Annotated in this window: 28 protein-coding genes; 27 read left to right on the plus strand and 1 reads right to left on the minus strand. The window is 67.1% G+C overall.

Going from position 1 to position 17,511, the window contains the following annotated elements:
• The 24 genes from rplP to truA all read left to right on the plus strand — a co-directional run bounded on the left by rplP (position 1) and on the right by truA (position 13,609).
• Positions 1-420 (plus strand): 50S ribosomal protein L16, encoded by a 420-nt coding sequence (gene rplP / locus ACFWZH_RS15255; protein WP_004571829.1) that lies wholly within the window; start codon positions 1-3, stop codon positions 418-420.
• On the plus strand, positions 420-644 hold the full coding sequence (rpmC, locus tag ACFWZH_RS15260) for a 50S ribosomal protein L29 (protein ID WP_046927445.1): 225 nt from the start codon (positions 420-422) through the stop codon (positions 642-644). Before rplP ends, rpmC begins: the two co-directional genes overlap by 1 nt.
• Positions 644-925 (plus strand): 30S ribosomal protein S17, encoded by a 282-nt coding sequence (gene rpsQ, locus ACFWZH_RS15265; protein ID WP_006604882.1) that lies wholly within the window; start codon positions 644-646, stop codon positions 923-925. The genes rpmC and rpsQ overlap by 1 nt, the downstream gene beginning before the upstream one ends.
• A gap of 104 nt (positions 926-1,029) precedes the next feature.
• The gene (gene rplN, locus ACFWZH_RS15270; protein WP_003998823.1) at positions 1,030-1,398 is read left to right on the plus strand and encodes a 50S ribosomal protein L14; all 369 of its coding nucleotides are present in this window, start codon (positions 1,030-1,032) and stop codon (positions 1,396-1,398) included.
• Between the two features lie 3 nt (positions 1,399-1,401).
• Positions 1,402-1,725 carry a 50S ribosomal protein L24 gene (gene rplX, locus ACFWZH_RS15275; RefSeq protein ID WP_030413017.1) on the plus strand — a complete coding sequence of 108 codons (324 nt, stop codon included), beginning with the start codon at positions 1,402-1,404 and terminating at the stop codon, positions 1,723-1,725.
• Positions 1,725-2,285 carry a 50S ribosomal protein L5 gene (rplE, locus tag ACFWZH_RS15280; protein ID WP_030074789.1) on the plus strand — a complete coding sequence of 187 codons (561 nt, stop codon included), beginning with the start codon at positions 1,725-1,727 and terminating at the stop codon, positions 2,283-2,285. The genes rplX and rplE overlap by 1 nt, the downstream gene beginning before the upstream one ends.
• A 2-nt stretch (positions 2,286-2,287) precedes the next feature.
• Positions 2,288-2,473: a type Z 30S ribosomal protein S14 gene (locus tag ACFWZH_RS15285; protein ID WP_004571834.1), complete on the plus strand. Its 186-nt coding sequence runs from the start codon at positions 2,288-2,290 to the stop codon at positions 2,471-2,473.
• A 239-nt stretch (positions 2,474-2,712) separates the two neighbouring features.
• A complete protein-coding gene (rpsH, locus tag ACFWZH_RS15290; protein ID WP_030413019.1) occupies positions 2,713-3,111 on the plus strand; it encodes a 30S ribosomal protein S8 in 399 nt (132 codons plus the stop codon).
• Between the two features lie 22 nt (positions 3,112-3,133).
• A complete protein-coding gene (gene rplF / locus ACFWZH_RS15295; RefSeq protein ID WP_384429904.1) occupies positions 3,134-3,673 on the plus strand; it encodes a 50S ribosomal protein L6 in 540 nt (179 codons plus the stop codon).
• Between the two features lie 3 nt (positions 3,674-3,676).
• Positions 3,677-4,060, plus strand: a complete 384-nt coding sequence (gene rplR / locus ACFWZH_RS15300; protein ID WP_384429907.1) for a 50S ribosomal protein L18 — start codon at positions 3,677-3,679, stop codon at positions 4,058-4,060.
• 46 nt (positions 4,061-4,106) lie between these two features.
• A complete protein-coding gene (gene rpsE / locus ACFWZH_RS15305) occupies positions 4,107-4,709 on the plus strand; it encodes a 30S ribosomal protein S5 (protein ID WP_042155878.1) in 603 nt (200 codons plus the stop codon).
• Positions 4,709-4,891, plus strand: a complete 183-nt coding sequence (rpmD, locus tag ACFWZH_RS15310; protein WP_384429910.1) for a 50S ribosomal protein L30 — start codon at positions 4,709-4,711, stop codon at positions 4,889-4,891. The genes rpsE and rpmD overlap by 1 nt, the downstream gene beginning before the upstream one ends.
• 1 nt (position 4,892) lies before the next feature.
• Positions 4,893-5,348, plus strand: a complete 456-nt coding sequence (gene rplO / locus ACFWZH_RS15315) for a 50S ribosomal protein L15 (RefSeq protein ID WP_384429913.1) — start codon at positions 4,893-4,895, stop codon at positions 5,346-5,348.
• 227 nt (positions 5,349-5,575) lie between these two features.
• Positions 5,576-6,889 carry a preprotein translocase subunit SecY gene (gene secY / locus ACFWZH_RS15320; protein ID WP_384429916.1) on the plus strand — a complete coding sequence of 438 codons (1,314 nt, stop codon included), beginning with the start codon at positions 5,576-5,578 and terminating at the stop codon, positions 6,887-6,889.
• Positions 6,889-7,545, plus strand: coding sequence for an adenylate kinase (locus ACFWZH_RS15325; protein ID WP_384429919.1), 657 nt, complete (start codon positions 6,889-6,891; stop codon positions 7,543-7,545). Before secY ends, ACFWZH_RS15325 begins: the two co-directional genes overlap by 1 nt.
• Positions 7,546-7,710: 165 nt before the next feature.
• Complete coding sequence (map, locus tag ACFWZH_RS15330; protein WP_384429923.1) at positions 7,711-8,553, plus strand: type I methionyl aminopeptidase; 843 nt, start codon at positions 7,711-7,713, stop codon at positions 8,551-8,553.
• 250 nt (positions 8,554-8,803) lie between these two features.
• The gene (infA, locus tag ACFWZH_RS15335; RefSeq protein ID WP_003956442.1) at positions 8,804-9,025 is read left to right on the plus strand and encodes a translation initiation factor IF-1; all 222 of its coding nucleotides are present in this window, start codon (positions 8,804-8,806) and stop codon (positions 9,023-9,025) included.
• 60 nt (positions 9,026-9,085) lie between these two features.
• A complete protein-coding gene (rpmJ, locus tag ACFWZH_RS15340) occupies positions 9,086-9,199 on the plus strand; it encodes a 50S ribosomal protein L36 (RefSeq protein WP_003956441.1) in 114 nt (37 codons plus the stop codon).
• Positions 9,200-9,397: 198 nt separating this feature from the next.
• Positions 9,398-9,778 carry a 30S ribosomal protein S13 gene (gene rpsM / locus ACFWZH_RS15345; RefSeq protein WP_018090888.1) on the plus strand — a complete coding sequence of 127 codons (381 nt, stop codon included), beginning with the start codon at positions 9,398-9,400 and terminating at the stop codon, positions 9,776-9,778.
• A gap of 64 nt (positions 9,779-9,842) precedes the next feature.
• Positions 9,843-10,247, plus strand: coding sequence for a 30S ribosomal protein S11 (gene rpsK, locus ACFWZH_RS15350; protein ID WP_004571845.1), 405 nt, complete (start codon positions 9,843-9,845; stop codon positions 10,245-10,247).
• 27 nt (positions 10,248-10,274) lie between these two features.
• Entirely contained in the window at positions 10,275-10,901 is a 627-nt protein-coding gene (rpsD, locus tag ACFWZH_RS15355) for a 30S ribosomal protein S4 (protein ID WP_384429928.1), read from the plus strand.
• A 132-nt stretch (positions 10,902-11,033) separates the two neighbouring features.
• Positions 11,034-12,056 carry a DNA-directed RNA polymerase subunit alpha gene (locus ACFWZH_RS15360; RefSeq protein ID WP_003956430.1) on the plus strand — a complete coding sequence of 341 codons (1,023 nt, stop codon included), beginning with the start codon at positions 11,034-11,036 and terminating at the stop codon, positions 12,054-12,056.
• A 127-nt stretch (positions 12,057-12,183) separates the two neighbouring features.
• A complete protein-coding gene (gene rplQ / locus ACFWZH_RS15365; RefSeq protein ID WP_384429932.1) occupies positions 12,184-12,660 on the plus strand; it encodes a 50S ribosomal protein L17 in 477 nt (158 codons plus the stop codon).
• Positions 12,661-12,742: 82 nt separating this feature from the next.
• Positions 12,743-13,609: a tRNA pseudouridine(38-40) synthase TruA gene (gene truA, locus ACFWZH_RS15370; RefSeq protein ID WP_384429935.1), complete on the plus strand. Its 867-nt coding sequence runs from the start codon at positions 12,743-12,745 to the stop codon at positions 13,607-13,609.
• 46 nt (positions 13,610-13,655) lie between these two features.
• On the opposite strand, the gene ACFWZH_RS15375 is transcribed toward truA, so the two are convergent.
• The gene (locus ACFWZH_RS15375; protein WP_384429938.1) at positions 13,656-14,522 is read right to left on the minus strand and encodes a hypothetical protein; all 867 of its coding nucleotides are present in this window, start codon (positions 14,520-14,522) and stop codon (positions 13,656-13,658) included.
• A 56-nt stretch (positions 14,523-14,578) separates the two neighbouring features.
• Here ACFWZH_RS15375 and ACFWZH_RS15380 point away from each other — a divergent pair, with 56 nt between their 5' ends.
• From ACFWZH_RS15380 to rpsI, 3 genes are all read left to right on the plus strand, one after another.
• Positions 14,579-16,207 (plus strand): ABC-F family ATP-binding cassette domain-containing protein, encoded by a 1,629-nt coding sequence (locus ACFWZH_RS15380; RefSeq protein WP_384429941.1) that lies wholly within the window; start codon positions 14,579-14,581, stop codon positions 16,205-16,207.
• Between the two features lie 288 nt (positions 16,208-16,495).
• Positions 16,496-16,939 (plus strand): 50S ribosomal protein L13, encoded by a 444-nt coding sequence (rplM, locus tag ACFWZH_RS15385; RefSeq protein WP_384429944.1) that lies wholly within the window; start codon positions 16,496-16,498, stop codon positions 16,937-16,939.
• A 42-nt stretch (positions 16,940-16,981) separates the two neighbouring features.
• A complete protein-coding gene (rpsI, locus tag ACFWZH_RS15390; protein ID WP_384429947.1) occupies positions 16,982-17,494 on the plus strand; it encodes a 30S ribosomal protein S9 in 513 nt (170 codons plus the stop codon).
• Positions 17,495-17,511 lie beyond the last annotated feature (17 nt).

Genomic DNA, 17,511 nt, shown 5'->3' on the forward strand with positions numbered 1-17,511 from the left:
ATGCTGATCCCTCGCAGGGTCAAGCACCGCAAGCAGCACCACCCGAAGCGCAACGGTATGGCCAAGGGTGGCACCGAGCTGGCCTTCGGTGAGTACGGAATCCAGGCCGTCACCCCGGCCTACGTGACGAACCGTCAGATCGAGTCCGCTCGTATCGCGATGACCCGTCACATCAAGCGTGGTGGCAAGGTCTGGATCAACATCTACCCGGACCGCCCGCTGACGAAGAAGCCTGCCGAGACCCGCATGGGTTCCGGTAAGGGTTCCCCGGAGTGGTGGGTCGCGAACGTCAAGCCCGGTCGGGTGATGTTCGAGCTGTCCTTCCCGAACGAGAAGGTTGCTAAGGAGGCGCTGACCCGCGCCGCCCACAAGCTTCCGATGAAGTGCCGCATCGTTCGGCGCGAGGCAGGTGAATCGTGATGTCGGCCGTTACCAAGGCGTCCGAGCTGCGCGAGCTGAACAACGAGGACCTCGTTGCCAAGCTCCGTGAGGCCAAGGAAGAGCTGTTCAACCTCCGCTTCCAGGCGGCGACCGGACAGCTCGAGAACCACGGCCGGCTGAAGGCCGTCCGCAAGGACATCGCCCGGATCTACACCCTGATGCGTGAGCGCGAGCTGGGCATCGAGACGGTGGAGAGCGCCTGATGAGCGAGAAGAATGTGACTGAGACGAACGAGCGCGGCTTCCGCAAGACCCGTGAGGGTCTCGTCGTCAGCGACAAGATGGACAAGACCGTCGTCGTCGCTGTCGAGGACCGCGTCAAGCACGCGCTGTACGGCAAGGTCATCCGCCGTACCAACAAGCTCAAGGCGCACGACGAGCAGAACGCTGCCGGCGTCGGCGACCGCGTCCTCCTGATGGAGACCCGGCCGCTGTCCGCCACCAAGCGCTGGCGCATCGTCGAGATCCTCGAGAAGGCCAAGTAATCCCTCCTAGGGGGACCCCCTAGGAACAGTTCCGCCAGGCTCGGTGAGAAGCGCGAAGCACTCGCGCTTCTCACCGGGAACCGGCAGACAAACAGGAGATAGACGTGATCCAGCAGGAGTCGCGACTGCGTGTCGCCGACAACACTGGTGCGAAGGAAATCCTTTGCATCCGTGTTCTCGGTGGTTCCGGTCGCCGCTACGCGGGCATCGGTGACGTCATCGTCGCCACCGTCAAGGATGCGATCCCCGGTGGCAACGTGAAGAAGGGTGACGTCGTCAAGGCGGTCATCGTTCGCACCGTCAAGGAGCGCCGCCGTCCCGACGGCTCGTACATCCGCTTCGACGAGAACGCGGCCGTCATCCTCAAGAACGATGGCGACCCCCGCGGCACCCGTATCTTCGGCCCCGTGGGCCGTGAGCTGCGCGAGAAGAAGTTCATGAAGATCATCTCGCTCGCGCCGGAGGTGCTGTAACCGATGAAGATCAAGAAGGGCGACCTGGTCCAGGTCATCACCGGTAAGGACAAGGGCAAGCAGGGCAAGGTCATCCAGGCCTTCCCCCGCGAGGACCGCGTCCTGGTCGAGGGTGTCAACCGGGTCAAGAAGCACACCAAGGCCGGCCAGACCGCTCGTGGTTCGAAGACCGGCGGCATCGTGACGACCGAGGCCCCCATCCACGTCAGCAACGTTCAGCTGGTTGTGGAGAAGGACGGCCAGAAGGTTGTCACCCGCGTCGGATACCGCTTCGACGACGAGGGCAACAAGATCCGCGTTGCCAAGCGGACCGGTGAGGACATCTGATGACTGCCACCACCAACGCGCCGCGTCTGAAGACGCGCTACCGCGAAGAGATCGCCGGGAAGCTGAAGGACGAGTTCTCCTACGAGAACGTCATGCAGATCCCCGGTCTGACCAAGATCGTGGTCAACATGGGTGTGGGCGACGCCGCCCGCGACTCCAAGCTGATCGAGGGCGCCATCCGCGACCTCACCACGATCACCGGCCAGAAGCCGGCCGTCACCAAGGCCCGTAAGTCCATCGCGCAGTTCAAGCTGCGCGAGGGCCAGCCGATCGGTGCCCACGTCACCCTCCGCGGTGACCGCATGTGGGAGTTCCTGGACCGCCTGCTGTCGCTCGCGCTGCCGCGCATCCGCGACTTCCGTGGTCTGTCCCCGAAGCAGTTCGACGGTCGGGGCAACTACACCTTCGGTCTCACGGAGCAGGTCATGTTCCACGAGATCGACCAGGACAAGATCGACCGGACGCGGGGCATGGACATCACCGTGGTCACCACGGCGTCCAACGACGATGAGGGCCGCGCCCTGCTTCGTCACCTCGGCTTCCCGTTCAAGGAGAACTGACCGTGGCGAAGAAGGCTCTGATCGCTAAGGCGGCTCGTAAGCCGAAGTTTGCTGTCCGCGCGTACACGCGCTGCCAGCGCTGCGGCCGTCCGCACTCCGTCTACCGCAAGTTCGGCCTGTGCCGCGTGTGCCTTCGTGAGATGGCTCACCGTGGCGAGCTGCCGGGCGTGACCAAGAGCTCCTGGTAATCCCCCACTTGGGATGACCGGGGCTCTCGGTAAGCAATCGGTCGGCGGGAGTCCTGCCCCTTTTTTCCCGTAGGGTAGAGGGGTTTGGGCGTCCCGCCGCCCGAGACCGACCGCGGGCGAAGCCCGCATAACGTCGCTTACTACGCCGTAGGTCCCCGCGCCGCACCCGTCCCGACTCTGATCGGGGAGAGGGATGGCGCACATAGGAAACCCCGGCGAGAGAGGCCGAAGGCCAATTCATGACCATGACTGACCCCATCGCAGACATGCTGACCCGTCTGCGGAACGCGAACTCGGCGTACCACGACACCGTCGTGATGCCGCACAGCAAGATCAAGTCGCACATCGCGGAGATCCTCCAGCAGGAGGGTTACATCACCGGCTGGCGCGTCGAGGACGCCGAGGTCGGCAAGAACCTCGTCCTCGAGCTGAAGTTCGGCCCGAACCGCGAGCGCTCGATCGCCGGCATCAAGCGGATCTCGAAGCCGGGCCTGCGGGTCTACGCAAAGTCCACCAACCTGCCGAAGGTGCTCGGCGGCCTGGGCGTGGCGATCATCTCCACGTCCCACGGTCTGCTCACCGGCCAGCAGGCGCAGAAGAAGGGCGTGGGTGGGGAAGTCCTCGCCTACGTCTGGTAACCCGGGAACGGAGGAATAGCTAATGTCGCGCATTGGCAAGCTGCCCATCCAGGTTCCCGCTGGTGTGGACGTCACCATCGAGGGCCGCACGGTCAACGTGAAGGGTCCCAAGGGCTCCCTTTCGCACACCGTGGCCGCTCCCATCGAGGTCGCCAAGGGTGAGGACGGCGTTATCAACGTCACCCGCCCGAACGACGAGCGTCAGAACAAGGCCCTGCACGGCCTGTCCCGCACGCTGGTGGCGAACATGATCACCGGCGTGACCCAGGGCTACAGCAAGGCGCTCGAGATCAGCGGTGTCGGTTACCGCGTCCAGGCGAAGGGCTCCAACCTGGAGTTCGCCCTGGGCTACAGCCACCCGATCGTGATCGAGGCCCCCGAGGGGATCTCCTTCAAGGTCGAGTCCCCGACCAAGCTCAGCGTCGAGGGCATCGACAAGCAGAAGGTCGGCGAGGTGGCGGCGAACATCCGCAAGCTGCGCAAGCCTGACCCGTACAAGGCCAAGGGCGTCAAGTACGCCGGCGAGGTCATCCGCCGCAAGGTCGGAAAGGCTGGTAAGTAAGCCATGGCATACGGTGTGAAGATCGCGAAGGGTGACGCCTACAAGCGCGCCGCCGCCAAGCGTCGCCACATCCGCATCCGTAAGCGGATTTCGGGTACCGCGGAGCGTCCGCGTCTGGTCGTGACGCGGTCCAACCGCGGCATCACCGCGCAGGTCATCGACGACATCAAGGGCCACACGCTGGCCTCGGCGTCGAGCCTGGACGCGTCGATCCGTGGTGGCGAGGGCGACAAGAGCGCCCAGGCCCAGAAGGTCGGCTCCCTGGTCGCCGAGCGTGCCAAGGCCGCCGGTGTCGAGGCCGTCGTGTTCGACCGTGGTGGCAAGCAGTACGCCGGGCGGATTGCCGCTCTGGCCGACGCCGCCCGCGAAGCCGGGCTGAAGTTCTAAGCCCCGGTTCCGGAGCTAGCGGACGTAACAGAGAGAGGTAAATCCAATGGCTGGACCCCAGCGCCGCGGGAGCGGTGCCGGTGGCGGCGAGCGGCGGGACCGGAAGGGTCGCGACGGTGGCGCTGCCGCCGAGAAGACCGCGTACGTTGAGCGCGTTGTCGCGATCAACCGCGTCGCCAAGGTTGTCAAGGGTGGTCGTCGCTTCAGCTTCACCGCGCTGGTCGTGGTGGGCGACGGTGACGGCACCGTAGGTGTCGGTTACGGCAAGGCCAAGGAAGTTCCGGCTGCCATCGCCAAGGGCGTGGAAGAGGCCAAGAAGAACTTCTTCAAGGTCCCCCGTATCCAGGGCACCATCCCTCACCCCATCCAGGGCGAGAAGGCTGCGGGCGTCGTCCTGCTCAAGCCGGCTTCCCCCGGTACCGGTGTGATCGCCGGTGGCCCCGTGCGTGCCGTTCTGGAGTGCGCGGGCATCCACGACGTGCTGAGCAAGTCGCTCGGTTCGTCGAACCCGATCAACATCGTGCACGCCACGGTGGAGGCTCTCCAGGGACTGCAGCGTCCCGAGGAGATCGCCGCCCGTCGTGGCCTGCCGCTGGAGGACGTTGCTCCCGCCGCTCTGCTGCGGGCGCGTGCAGGGGTGACCGCGTAATGGCGCACCTCAAGATCACGCAGACGAAGTCCTACATCGGTAGCAAGCAGAACCACCGCGACACCCTTCGTTCGCTGGGCCTGAAGAAGCTCAACGACGTGGTTGTCAAGGAGGACCGCCCCGAGTTCCGCGGCATGGTGCACACCGTCCGCCACCTCGTGACGGTTGAGGAGGTCGACTGACATGGCGGAGCAGAACCCGCTGAAGGTCCACAACCTCCGTCCTGCCCCGGGCGCCAAGACCGCCAAGACCCGCGTGGGTCGTGGCGAGGCGTCCAAGGGTAAGACCGCTGGTCGTGGTACCAAGGGTACGAAGGCCCGTTACCAGGTTCCGGAGCGCTTCGAGGGTGGGCAGATGCCCCTCCACATGCGCCTCCCGAAGCTGAAGGGTTTCAAGAACCCCGCTCACAAGCAGTTCCAGGTCGTGAACCTGGACAAGCTGGCCGCGCTCTACCCGCAGGGTGGCGAGGTCACGGTGGCCGACCTGGTCGCCAAGGGCGCGGTGCGCAAGAACGAGCTCGTCAAGGTCCTGGGCCAGGGCGAGATCTCCGTGGCGCTGCAGGTTTCGGTTGACGCCGTTTCCGGCTCCGCCAAGGAGAAGATCGCCGCCGCCGGCGGCAGCGTCACCGAACTCATCTGAGTTCGTTGGTTCAACTGACCGGGGATGCCCATCGTTTGGGGCATCCCCGGTTGGTCGTTCCAAGGGGGTACGGTCGCCGGTAAGGTGGCAGGCACTGCTGTTTTCCGGGGCTCCGGCCCCGGGCCCCCGCCGCGTGGGCCGTGTCCGCGCGGTTTTTGGCCTATGTATTCGTCGATCCTCAAGACCGTCACCTCTCGCCTATGGGGCGAAGAGGCGCAGGAGGCACCGTGCTCACCGCGTTCGCCCGAGCGTTCAAGACGCCCGACCTGCGCAAGAAGCTGCTGTTCACATTGGGCATCATCGTGCTCTACCGGATCGGAGCGCACGTCCCGGTCCCCGGGGTGAACTACGCGAACGTCGAGACCTGCATGCGGCAGGCCGGCGGCAACAGCGGGTTGTTCGCCCTGGTGAACATGTTCAGCGGTGGTGCGCTGCTGCAGATCACGATCTTCGCGCTGGGGATCATGCCGTACATCACGGCGAGCATCATCCTCCAGCTGCTGACCGTGGTGATCCCCAGGCTGGAGGCCCTCAAGAAGGAGGGGCAGTCGGGCCAGGCGAAGATCACCCAGTACACCCGCTATCTGACCGTGGCGCTCGCCATCCTGCAGGGCACCGGCCTGGTGGCCACCGCCCGCAGCGGCGCGCTGTTCCAGAACTGCCCGGTCGCCAGCGAGATCGTGCCCAGCGACTCGATCTTCACCACCATCACGATGGTCATCACGATGACCGCCGGCACCGCCCTGATCATGTGGCTCGGTGAGCTCGTCACCGACCGCGGCATCGGCAACGGCATGTCGATCCTGATGTTCATCTCGATCGCCGCCGGCTTCCCGGGCGCCCTGTGGCAGATCAAGCTCACCGGCAAGCTCGCGGACGGCTGGATCGAGTTCTTCGCGGTGATCGCGGTGGGCCTGGCGATGGTCGCCCTGGTGGTCTTCGTCGAGCAGGCCCAGCGGCGCATTCCGGTGCAGTACGCGAAGCGGATGATCGGCCGCCGGTCCTATGGCGGTACGTCCACCTACATCCCGCTCAAGGTGAATCAGGCGGGTGTGATTCCCGTCATCTTCGCGTCATCGCTGCTCTACATTCCAGCCCTCGTTGCACAGTTCAGCGGGTCGAAGGCGGCATGGGCGACGTGGATCGCCACCAACTTCACCAAGGGAAATCACCCGGTTTACATCGTTACGTACTTCCTGCTGATCGTCTTCTTCGCGTTCTTCTACGTCGCCATCAGCTTCAACCCCGAAGAAGTTGCCGACAACATGAAGAAGTATGGTGGCTTCATCCCGGGTATCCGGGCTGGTCGCCCGACGGCCGAGTACCTCAGCTACGTGCTCAACCGGATCACGTGGCCGGGCTCGCTGTACCTGGGGCTGATCGCGCTCGTACCAACAGTGGCGTTGGTGCTTTTCAACGCGAACCAGAACTTCCCGTTCGGCGGGACGAGCATCCTCATCATCGTGGGTGTGGGCCTGGAGACCGTGAAGCAGATCGAGAGCCAGCTTCAGCAGCGCAACTACGAAGGGTTCCTCCGCTGATGCGAATCGTCCTCGTCGGACCCCCGGGGGCCGGCAAGGGTACGCAGGCTGCGTACCTTGCCAAGAACCTCGCGATCCCGCACATCTCCACGGGGGACCTGTTCCGCGCCAACATCAGTCAGGGCACGCCCCTGGGTGTCGAGGCGAAGTCGTACATGGACGCCGGAAACCTGGTGCCCGACTCGGTCACCATCGGGATGGCCGAGGACCGCATGGAGCAGGCCGACGCCACCGAGGGCTTCCTCCTCGACGGCTTCCCGCGCAACCTCGGCCAGGCCGAGGCGCTGGACGAGTTCCTCAAGGGCAAGAACCTCAAGCTGGACGCCGTCCTGGACCTGGAGGTCCCGGAGGACGAGGTCGTCAAGCGGATCGCCGGCCGGCGGATCTGCCGCAAGGACTCAAGCCACGTCTTCCACGCCGAGTACAACAAGCCGAAGACCGCGGGCGTCTGCGACGTCTGCGGCGGCGACCTGTACCAGCGTGACGACGACCGCGAGGAGACCGTCCGCAAGCGGCTGGAGGTCTACCACACGGAGACCGAGCCGATCATCGACTACTACAAGGCCCAGGACCTGGTCGTGACGATCCCGGCCCTCGGCAAGGTCGAAGAGGTCACGCAGCGCGCGATGGCCGCGCTGCCCTCGCACGACGCATAGAGCCACCACCGGCTTCGATACGGCCGCGGTGCCCTGACGGGGCGCCGCGGCCGTATCGCGTACGGGTACCGTGGTAGCCGCAATCATCAATTGAGCAACCACGAGGGCGACCAGCCACCTCCGCGAGCGCGGCGGCGGCTTAGCCGCAAGGGAGAGCCAGCCGCAATGGTGGAGATCAAGACCCCCGAGCAGATCGCGAAGATGCGCGAGGCGGGGCTGGTGGTCGCCGCCATCCACGCGGCCACCCGGAAGGTCGCGGTGCCGGGCGCCACGACCAAGGACCTGGACGACGCGGCGCGCAAGGTGCTCGCCGAGCACGGCGCGAAGTCGAACTTCCTCGGTTACGGCGGCTTCCCCGCGACCATCTGCACCTCGGTGAACGACGTCGTCGTGCACGGCATCCCCGACACCGAGACGGTCCTGCAGGACGGGGACATCATCTCCATCGACTGCGGCGCGATCATCGACGGCTGGCACGGCGACGCCGCGTACACCGCCTTCGTCGGATCGGGTCACTCCGCGGAGCTGATCGAGCTCAGCCGGGTCACCGAGGAGTCGATGTGGGCCGGCATCGCGGCGGTCGCCAAGGGCAACCGCCTGGTGGACATTTCCCGGGCGATCGAGGGCTACATCCGGCGCCAGCCCCGTCCGACCAGCGGCAAGTACGGCATCGTCGAGGACTACGGCGGCCACGGCATCGGCTCGCAGATGCACATGGACCCGCACCTGCTGAACTACGTCGACCGCAAGCGCGGCCGCGGCCCGAAGCTGGTGCCCGGCTTCTGCATCGCGATCGAGCCGATGGTCAATCTCGGTACGGCCAAGACCCACGTCCTCGACGACGACTGGACGGTCAAGTCGAACGACGGCAGCTGGTCCTCGCACTGGGAGCACTCGGTCGCGCTGACCGAGGACGGTCCGCTGGTGCTGACCTCGCCGGACGGCGGCAAGGCGAAGCTGGCCGAGCTGGGGATCACCGCCGCGCCCGACCCTGCCGCAAGGGCTTAAGGGCCAGGGGAGACCCCAAGGGCTCAAGGGCCAGGGGAGACCTCGTCGCCAGTGCGGCTGCTCCCGGGGGCGCCCCCGGGAGCGTAAGGATCACCCCTGGTGGGCAATAATCCTGGATTCGTCTTTTCCCAGGCACTGACGTAGACTGACGCGTCGGCTCTCGTGCATCCGTATGCCTGGAGATAGGTGACATCTTTGATGTCGCGGAGACGCAAGAGTCGATCAAGGTAGCCGATTCGAAGGGCGAAGCGTGGCCAAGAAGCAAGGTGCCATCGAAATCGAGGGCACCGTGATCGAGTCCCTGCCGAACGCCATGTTCAAGGTGGAGCTCCAGAACGGTCACAAGGTCCTCGCGCACATCAGCGGCAAGATGCGGATGCACTACATCCGCATCCTCCCGGATGACCGGGTCGTGGTGGAGCTTTCTCCGTACGACCTGACGCGTGGCCGGATCGTCTACCGCTACAAGTAGATCTTGTCGGCGCCCCGCTCCCGTGGGGTGACGGCACTGACCCGGAGAACCTCACATCCCATGAAGGTCAAGCCGAGCGTCAAGAAGATCTGCGACAAGTGCAAGGTGATCCGCCGCCACGGCCGGGTCATGGTCATCTGCGACAACCTGCGCCACAAGCAGCGCCAGGGCTGACGCACGCCGACCACCTGCAATTTCGCAGTTCGCGCGACGCAAGCACATACGTACATACGCAGACACCCGACCCCCCGCACCACTCGCGTGGGGACGACACCCCCGGCTCGGAGGCCGGGGACCCGGCTCGTAATTCTGCAGAGTCTTACGGGAACGGTGCTGCGGAAGACCTCCGAATAGCCATCAGGAGCCACATCAATGGCACGCCTCGCAGGCGTTGATCTCCCGCGCGAAAAGCGTGTGGAGGTCGCCCTCACCTACGTCTTCGGTATCGGGCGGACGCTCTCGCAGCAGACTCTCGCCGCCACCGGCGTGAACCCGAACACCCGGGTCCGCGACCTGGCCGAGGAAGACCTCGTCAAGATCCGCGAGTACGTCGACAACAACCTCAAGACCGAGGGTGACCTCCGTCGCGAGATCCAGGCCGACATCCGCCGCAAGGTCGAGATCGGCTGCTACCAGGGTCTGCGGCACCGTCGCGGTCTGCCGGTGCACGGTCAGCGCACCAGCACGAACGCCCGTACCCGCAAGGGTCCGCGTCGCGCGATCGCCGGCAAGAAGAAGCCGGGCAAGAAGTAGTCCTCAGCAGGACGCTCACCAGCGGTCTTCGCTGTAGGACCGACCACCTCCACGGGAGAAATTCATGCCTCCGAAGGGCCGTACGGCCGGCGCCAAGAAGGTGCGCCGCAAGGAGAAGAAGAACGTCGCCCACGGGCACGCTCACATCAAGAGCACGTTCAACAACACGATCGTCTCGATCACCGACCCGACCGGGAACGTGATCTCTTGGGCCTCGGCCGGCCACGTCGGCTTCAAGGGCTCGCGCAAGTCCACCCCCTTCGCCGCGCAGATGGCCGCCGAGTCGGCCGCCCGCCGCGCGCAGGAGCACGGCATGCGCAAGGTCGACGTCTTCGTCAAGGGCCCGGGTTCGGGTCGCGAGACGGCCATCCGTTCGCTCCAGGCGACCGGTCTCGAGGTTGGCTCCATCCAGGACGTCACCCCCACGCCGCACAACGGATGCCGCCCGCCGAAGCGTCGCCGCGTCTGACCACCTGAAGTAGGAGACAACTAGACAATGGCGCGTTACACCGGGGCCGACTGCAAGCGTTGCCGTCGGGAGAAGCAGAAGCTCTTCCTCAAGGGGAGCAAGTGCGAGAGCGCGAAGTGCCCGATCGAGATCCGTCCTTACCCCCCGGGTGAGCACGGTCGCGGGCGCACCAAGGACAGCGAGTACCTGCTCCAGCTTCGTGAGAAGCAGAAGTGCAGCCGTATCTACGGTGTCCTTGAGAAGCAGTTCGTGAACTACTACAAGGAAGCGAACCAGAAGACCGGCAAGACCGGTGAGAACCTTCTGCGCATCCTTGAGACCCGTCTCGACAACGTGGTCTACCGGGCCGGCTTTGCCAAGTCCCGGGACCACGCCCGTCAGCTGGTGCGTCACGGACACATCACCGTGAACGGCCGCAAGACCGACATCCCGTCGGCTCGTGTGGCAGTGAACGACATCATCGAGGTCCGCGAGGGCTCTCGGAACCTGACCCCCTTCGAGGTGGCCAAGGCCGAAGCCGGCGAGAAGACCGTTCCGGCCTGGCTGGAAGCGATCCCGTCGAACCTCCGGATCCTGGTGCACAGCCTGCCCGAGCGCCAGGTGATCGACACCCAGGTGCAGGAGCAGCTGATCGTCGAGCTTTACTCGAAGTAAGGCTCGTCGGCTCTCCTCAGGTAAGAGCCGGCCGGTGTGGGCGGTGCGGGGCCGATGGCGCCGTACCGCCCGTACCCTTGTCAGTACAGCGGGCGTCAAATAGCGGGCGCCCACGACTGAAGGACCACAAACATGCTGATCGCTCAGCGTCCCTCTCTGACCGAAGAGGTCGTCGACGAATACCGCTCCCGGTTCGTGATCGAGCCGCTGGAGCCGGGCTTCGGCTACACCCTCGGCAACTCCCTGCGTCGTACGCTCCTCTCCTCGATCCCGGGTGCGGCGGTCACGTCCATCCGCATCGACGGTGTCCTGCACGAGTTCACCACCGTGCCGGGCGTCAAGGAGGACGTCACCGACCTCATCCTCAACATCAAGCAGCTGGTCGTCTCCTCGGAGCACGACGAGCCGGTCGTGATGTACCTGCGCAAGCAGGGCCCCGGCCTGGTCACCGCTGCCGACATCGCGCCCCCGGCCGGTGTCGAGGTCCACAACCCGGACCTGGTCCTCGCCACCCTGAACGGCAAGGGCAAGCTGGAGATGGAGCTGACCGTCGAGCGCGGTCGCGGCTACGTCTCCGCCGTGCAGAACAAGCAGGTGGGCCAGGAGATCGGCCGTATCCCGGTCGACTCGATCTACTCGCCGGTGCTCAAGGTCACCTACAAGGTCGAGGCGACCCGTGTCGAGCAGCGCACCGACTTCGACAAGCTGATCGTCGACGTCGAGACCAAGCAGGCCATGCGGCCGCGCGACGCCATGGCGTCCGCCGGTAAGACGCTGGTCGAGCTGTTCGGTCTGGCGCGCGAGCTCAACATCGACGCCGAGGGCATCGACATGGGCCCGTCCCCGACGGACGCCGCCCTCGCCGCCGACCTGGCGCTGCCGATCGAGGAGCTCGAGCTCACCGTTCGTTCGTACAACTGCCTCAAGCGTGAGGGCATCCACTCCGTGGGTGAGCTCGTGGCGCGCTCCGAGGCGGACCTGCTCGACATCCGCAACTTCGGTGCGAAGTCGATCGACGAGGTCAAGGCGAAGCTGGCCGGCATGGGCCTGGCGCTCAAGGACAGCCCGCCCGGATTCGACCCGACCGCCGCGGCCGACGCCTTCGGCGCGGACGACGACGCGGACGCCGGGTTCGTGGAGACCGAGCAGTACTGAGTTCGACCGGCTGGGGTCCGGGGCGGTGCCTCGGACCCCAGCCGTGTGAGTCTTCCGCGGGGCGGCCGCCTCGTGGGAACTGACACCGGTACCTGATACGGCCGGTGCAGCAATGAAGGAGATACACATGCCGAAGCCCGCCAAGGGTGCCCGTCTGGGCGGCAGCGCCGCACACGAGCGTCTGATGCTGCGCAACCTGGCCACCGCTCTCTTCGAGCACGGTCGCATCACCACGACCGAGGCCAAGGCCCGTCGTCTGCGTCCGTACGCGGAGCGTCTGGTGACCAAGGCGAAGAAGGGTGACCTTCACAACCGCCGTCAGGTCATGGAGCTGATCTCGGACAAGAGCGTCGTGCACACGCTCTTCACGGAGATCGCCCCGCGGTTCGAGAACCGCCCGGGTGGCTACACCCGTATCACCAAGATCGGTAACCGCCGCGGCGACAACGCGCCGATGGCCGTCATCGAGCTGGTGGAGGCGCTGACCGTGGCGCAGCAGGCCACTGGTGAGGCCGAGGCCGCCACCAAGCGTGCGGCCAAGGACGCCGAGGCCGCCGCGGCCGAGACCACCGAGGCCCCGGCCGAGGAGTCGAAGGACGCCTGAGGCTTCGCCTCGCGTTGAGCGGGTCCGTCCCTTCGGGGGCGGGCCCGCTTCCGTGTGTCGGGAGCTTGAGAGGATGGTGGGTGTGAGCGACGAGGTGAAGCCCGGGCACGTCCGGGTGCGGCTGGACCTTTCCTACGACGGAAAGGACTTCTCCGGATGGGCCAAGCAGGCCGGGGGGCAGCGGACGGTCCAGGGGGAGATCGAGGACGCGCTGCGGACGGTGACGCGGTCGGGGCAGACCACGTATGAGCTGACCGTGGCGGGCCGGACCGACGCCGGAGTGCATGCGCGCGGGCAGGTGGCGCATGTCGACCTGCCCGCGGAGCTCTGGGCCGAGCATCAGGAGAAGCTGCTCAAGCGGCTGGCCGGGCGGCTGCCCAAGGACGTCCGGGTGTGGTCGCTGAGCGAGGCGCCGGCCGGGTTCAACGCGCGGTTCTCGGCGATCTGGCGGCGGTACGCCTACCGGGTCACCGACCACCACGGGGGTGTCGATCCGCTGCTGCGCGGCCATGTGCTGTGGCACGACTGGGCGCTGGACGTGGACGCCATGAACGAGGCGGCCCGCCCGCTGCTGGGGGAGCACGACTTCGCGGCGTACTGCAAGCGGCGGGAGGGCGCCACGACCATCCGCACGCTCCAGGAGCTGAGCCTGGAGCGCGGCGCGGACGGGATCATCACCGCGACCGTGCGGGCGGACGCCTTCTGCCACAACATGGTGCGGTCGCTGATCGGCGCGCTGCTGTTCGTCGGGGACGGCCACCGGCCGCCGGAGTGGCCGGGGAAGGTGCTGGCCGCGGGCGTACGGGACTCCGCCGTGCATGTCGTACGGCCGCACGGGCTGACGCTGGAAGAGGTCGGGTACCCGGCCGACGAGCTGCTGGCGGCGCGGAACCTCGAAGCGCGCAACAAGCGGAGCCTGCCCGGGGCGGCCGGAGGCGGCTGCTGCTGAGCCGGCCCGGTGGTGGCGCTGCCGGGGGGCGGCGCCACCGGGGGCGTCAGGACTGGCCGGCCTTCTTCTGGGCGTCCTTGAGCTGCTGCTCGGCCGCCTTCGCGGCCTGGTCCTTGCCGCGCTGGGTGATCCGGGTGAAGGCGTAGGAGCCGCCGTCCCGGGCGATCTGCTGGGCCTTGGTCTCGGACGCGACGACGTCCTTGCCGTTGAGGTAGCCGGCGATGATGAAGTAGGCGTAGCGGCCGGTGGCGTTGGTCGCCATCCGGCACTTGTGGCCCTGGCAGAAGTCCGAGGGGACGCCGCCGCCGGGCAGCGGCATCAGGTTGGTCCTGGCCTCGTTCATGACCTTGGTGGCCTTGGCGGGCGAGTCGAAGACCGCGACGCCGACGGTGACCGCGACGCCGCCCTTGGAGTACGTGGCGCGCACCAGCTGCCGGCAGCCGTTGTGGTGGAGCGAGGAGACCAGCGCGCCCTGGGCGGCGGCGGTGCAGTCCTTGGTGGTGGCGGTGTTGGTGCGCGGGTAGCTGTGCTCGCCGATGACCATGGTCTTCTGCCCGAAGAGGGAGGCCGGCGTGAGCGGCGCGGTGTCCTTCTTGGGGTCGGAGATGTAGTCCTGCGGGTTGGGCGGGGGCGGCACCGACACGTCGGGGAAGGACGGCTTGTCGTCCGGTTCCGCCTGGTCGGACGCGGCGGGTGTCGCCGACGCGCCGCCGCCCGGCGCGTCGCCGCCGCCGGCCAGGACGGCGCCGGTGACGATGCCGGCCACCGCGAGGACCGCCAGCACGCCGCCGCCGATCCACAGCCAGCGCTTGCGGCGGGCGCGGGCCTCACTCTCCTCGGCGAGTGCGCCCCAGTCAGGAGTGGACGATGATCCCCCGGGGCCGTCGAAGGGCCCGCCTTGCCCGAAACTCATGCCGCGCATCCTAATGGGGTTGGTGGAACGGGTGGAGGCCGGTCACAATCCCGCTCATGGGACATCTTGAGGCCGGCCATCTGGAGTACTACCTGCCGGACGGGAGGGTCCTGCTGGGGGACGTGTCCTTCCGCGTGGGGGAGGGCGCGTCGGTGGCGCTGGTGGGGGCCAACGGCGCCGGCAAGACGACGCTGCTGCGGCTGATCGCGGGCGAGCTGGCGCCGCACGGCGGATCGGTGACGGTCAGCGGCGGGCTCGGGGTGATGCCGCAGTTCGTGGGGTCCGTGCGCGACGACCGTACGGTGCGTGACCTGCTGGTCTCCGTGGCGCAGCCGCGGATACGGCAGGCCGCCGCGGCGGTGGACGCCGCCGAGACGGCGATCATGACCGCCGATGACGAGGACGCGCAGATGGCGTACGCGCAGGCGCTCAGCGACTGGGCCGAGGCGCGGGGCTACGAGGCCGAGACGGTCTGGGACATGTGCACGACGGCGGCGCTGGGCATGCCGTACGAGAAGGCCCAGTGGCGGCAGGTGCGCACGCTGTCCGGAGGCGAGCAGAAGCGGCTGGTGCTGGAGTCGCTGCTGCGCGGCACGGACGAGGTGCTGCTGCTGGACGAGCCGGACAACTATCTGGACGTGCCGGGCAAGCGGTGGCTGGAGGAGCAGCTGCGCACGACCCGTAAGACGGTGCTGTTCGTCTCCCACGACCGGGAGCTGCTGGCGCGCGCCGCGGAGAAGATCATCAGCGTCGAGCCGGGCCCCGCGGGCTCCGACGTGTGGGTGCACGGCGGCGGCTTCGGTACCTATCACCAGGCCCGCAAGGAGCGTTTCGCCCGTTTCGAGGAGCTGCGCCGGCGCTGGGACGAGAAGCACGCCCAGCTCAAGAAGCTGGTGGTCTCGCTGCGGCAGGCGGCCTCGGTCAGCCATGAGATGGCCTCGCGCTACGCGGCGGCGCAGACCCGGCTGCGGAAGTTCGAGGAGGCCGGTCCGCCGCCGGAGCCGCCGCGCGAGCAGGACATCACCATGCGGCTGCGCGGCGGGCGCACCGGCGTACGGGCGGTGACCTGCGAGGACCTGGAGCTGACGGGGCTGATGAAGCCGTTCTCGCTGGAGATCTTCTACGGCGAGCGGGTCGCGGTCCTGGGTTCCAACGGCTCCGGCAAGTCGCACTTCCTGCGGCTGCTGGCCCAGGACGCCGAGCGGCCCGTCGCGCACACCGGCACCTGGAAGCTGGGCGCCCGCGTGGTCCCCGGTCACTTCGCGCAGACGCACGCCCACCCCGAGCTGATGGGCCGCCCGCTGCTGGACATCCTGTGGACCGAGCACGCCAAGGACAAGGGCCAGGCGATGTCCGCGCTGCGCCGCTACGAGCTGGAGAAGCAGGCCGAGCAGCGCTTCGAGCGGCTCTCCGGCGGCCAGCAGGCCCGCTTCCAGATCCTGCTGCTGGAGCTCTCCGGCACGACGGCGCTGCTCCTGGACGAGCCGACCGACAACCTGGACCTGGAGTCGGCGGAGGCGCTGCAGGAGGGGCTGGAGGCGTACGAGGGGACGGTGGTGGCGGTGACGCACGACCGGTGGTTCGCGCGGTCCTTCGACCGGTTCCTGGTGTTCGGGGCGGACGGGGTGGTGCGGGAGTCGGCGGAGCCGGTGTGGGACGAGCGACGTGTGGAGCGGAAGCGGTAGGGCGGCGGCGGTAGGACGGCCGGGCGCGGCGGGGCGAAGGGGGGCCGCCCCGCGCACCCGGTGCCCGTGCGGGGGGCGTTTTGACCCCGCCGGGGACGGCCCGGTATTCTGCTGGTTCGTTATGCGTATTGGCTTGCTCTATCTCACGTGAGGGGCCCTTACGCCGGTCCATCGGGCCGATGACCAGCGGCGGACGATCGGGTTGCGTCACCCGTAGTGCCGCCCTGCTGTGTGATCGACCACGGGGCCAGTACAGGACCCATTCACCAAAGAAGCGAAGGCTAAGACGTGCGTACGTTCAGCCCCAAGCCCGGCGATGTCCAGCGCCAGTGGCACATCATTGACGCGCAGGACGTTGTCCTGGGCCGTCTGGCCAGCCAGGCCGCGTCCCTCCTGCGGGGCAAGCACAAGCCGGTGTACGCCCCTCACGTTGACATGGGTGACTTCGTCATCATCATCAACGCCGACAAGGTGCACCTGTCCGGCAACAAGCGGTCGCAGAAGATGGCCTACCGCCACTCCGGCTTCCCGGGTGGTCTGCGCTCCGTCCGCTACGACGAGCTTCTCGACAAGAACCCCGAGAAGGCCGTCGAGAAGGCCATCAAGGGCATGCTCCCCAAGAACACCCTCGGCCGTCAGATGCTCTCGAAGCTGAAGGTCTACGCGGGCGCCGAGCACCCGCACGCTGCGCAGCAGCCGGTCCCGTTCGAGATCACCCAGGTCGCGCAGTAAGTCCGGCCACCCCCTAAGACGACAGAGAATCTGAGGAGCATCGTGGCCGAGACCACTCCCGAGACCGTCATCGAGAACGAAGACGCCGTCGAGGAATACACCACCGAGACCGAGGTCGTGGAGTCGGAGTACACCTCCGAGTCCCTCGCGTCCCGCTTCGGCGACCCGCAGCCGGCCGCCGGCCTGGGCCGTCGCAAGAACGCCATCGCCCGCGTCCGGATCGTCCCGGGCACCGGCCAGTGGAAGATCAACGGCCGCACCCTCGAGGGCTACTTCCCGAACAAGGTGCACCAGCAGGAAGTCAACGAGCCCTTCAAGGTGCTCGAGCTCGACAACCGCTACGACGTGATCGCCCGCATCTCCGGCGGCGGCATCTCCGGCCAGGCCGGTGCGCTGCGCCTGGGCGTGGCCCGTGCGCTGAACGAGGCGGACGTCGACAACAACCGCCCCGCGCTGAAGAAGGCCGGATTCCTCAAGCGTGACGACCGTGCGGTCGAGCGCAAGAAGGCCGGTCTGAAGAAGGCCCGTAAGGCGCCGCAGTACAGCAAGCGCTAATCCGCTCGCTGCACTAC

Source organism: Streptomyces sp. NPDC059008 (assembly GCF_042749045.1).
Classification (GTDB): Bacteria; Actinomycetota; Actinomycetes; order Streptomycetales; family Streptomycetaceae; genus Streptomyces.

Excerpts from the sequence above, each read along its gene's own strand:
- rplP (WP_004571829.1), top strand. The coding sequence starts at position 1 with ATGCTGATCCCTCGCAGGGTCAAGCACCGCAAGCAGCACCACCCGAAG.
- rpmC (WP_046927445.1), top strand. The coding sequence starts at position 420 with ATGTCGGCCGTTACCAAGGCGTCCGAGCTGCGCGAGCTGAACAACGAG.
- rpsQ (WP_006604882.1), top strand. The coding sequence starts at position 644 with ATGAGCGAGAAGAATGTGACTGAGACGAACGAGCGCGGCTTCCGCAAG.
- rplX (WP_030413017.1), top strand. The coding sequence starts at position 1,402 with ATGAAGATCAAGAAGGGCGACCTGGTCCAGGTCATCACCGGTAAGGAC.
- rplE (WP_030074789.1), top strand. The coding sequence starts at position 1,725 with ATGACTGCCACCACCAACGCGCCGCGTCTGAAGACGCGCTACCGCGAA.
- rpsH (WP_030413019.1), top strand. The coding sequence starts at position 2,713 with ATGACCATGACTGACCCCATCGCAGACATGCTGACCCGTCTGCGGAAC.
- rplF (WP_384429904.1), top strand. The coding sequence starts at position 3,134 with ATGTCGCGCATTGGCAAGCTGCCCATCCAGGTTCCCGCTGGTGTGGAC.
- rplR (WP_384429907.1), top strand. The coding sequence starts at position 3,677 with ATGGCATACGGTGTGAAGATCGCGAAGGGTGACGCCTACAAGCGCGCC.
- rpsE (WP_042155878.1), top strand. The coding sequence starts at position 4,107 with ATGGCTGGACCCCAGCGCCGCGGGAGCGGTGCCGGTGGCGGCGAGCGG.
- rpmD (WP_384429910.1), top strand. The coding sequence starts at position 4,709 with ATGGCGCACCTCAAGATCACGCAGACGAAGTCCTACATCGGTAGCAAG.
- rplO (WP_384429913.1), top strand. The coding sequence starts at position 4,893 with ATGGCGGAGCAGAACCCGCTGAAGGTCCACAACCTCCGTCCTGCCCCG.
- ACFWZH_RS15325 (WP_384429919.1), top strand. The coding sequence starts at position 6,889 with ATGCGAATCGTCCTCGTCGGACCCCCGGGGGCCGGCAAGGGTACGCAG.
- map (WP_384429923.1), top strand. The coding sequence starts at position 7,711 with ATGGTGGAGATCAAGACCCCCGAGCAGATCGCGAAGATGCGCGAGGCG.
- rpmJ (WP_003956441.1), top strand. The coding sequence starts at position 9,086 with ATGAAGGTCAAGCCGAGCGTCAAGAAGATCTGCGACAAGTGCAAGGTG.
- rpsM (WP_018090888.1), top strand. The coding sequence starts at position 9,398 with ATGGCACGCCTCGCAGGCGTTGATCTCCCGCGCGAAAAGCGTGTGGAG.
- rpsK (WP_004571845.1), top strand. The coding sequence starts at position 9,843 with ATGCCTCCGAAGGGCCGTACGGCCGGCGCCAAGAAGGTGCGCCGCAAG.
- rpsD (WP_384429928.1), top strand. The coding sequence starts at position 10,275 with ATGGCGCGTTACACCGGGGCCGACTGCAAGCGTTGCCGTCGGGAGAAG.
- ACFWZH_RS15360 (WP_003956430.1), top strand. The coding sequence starts at position 11,034 with ATGCTGATCGCTCAGCGTCCCTCTCTGACCGAAGAGGTCGTCGACGAA.
- rplQ (WP_384429932.1), top strand. The coding sequence starts at position 12,184 with ATGCCGAAGCCCGCCAAGGGTGCCCGTCTGGGCGGCAGCGCCGCACAC.
- ACFWZH_RS15375 (WP_384429938.1), bottom strand. The coding sequence starts at position 14,522 with ATGAGTTTCGGGCAAGGCGGGCCCTTCGACGGCCCCGGGGGATCATCG.
- ACFWZH_RS15380 (WP_384429941.1), top strand. The coding sequence starts at position 14,579 with ATGGGACATCTTGAGGCCGGCCATCTGGAGTACTACCTGCCGGACGGG.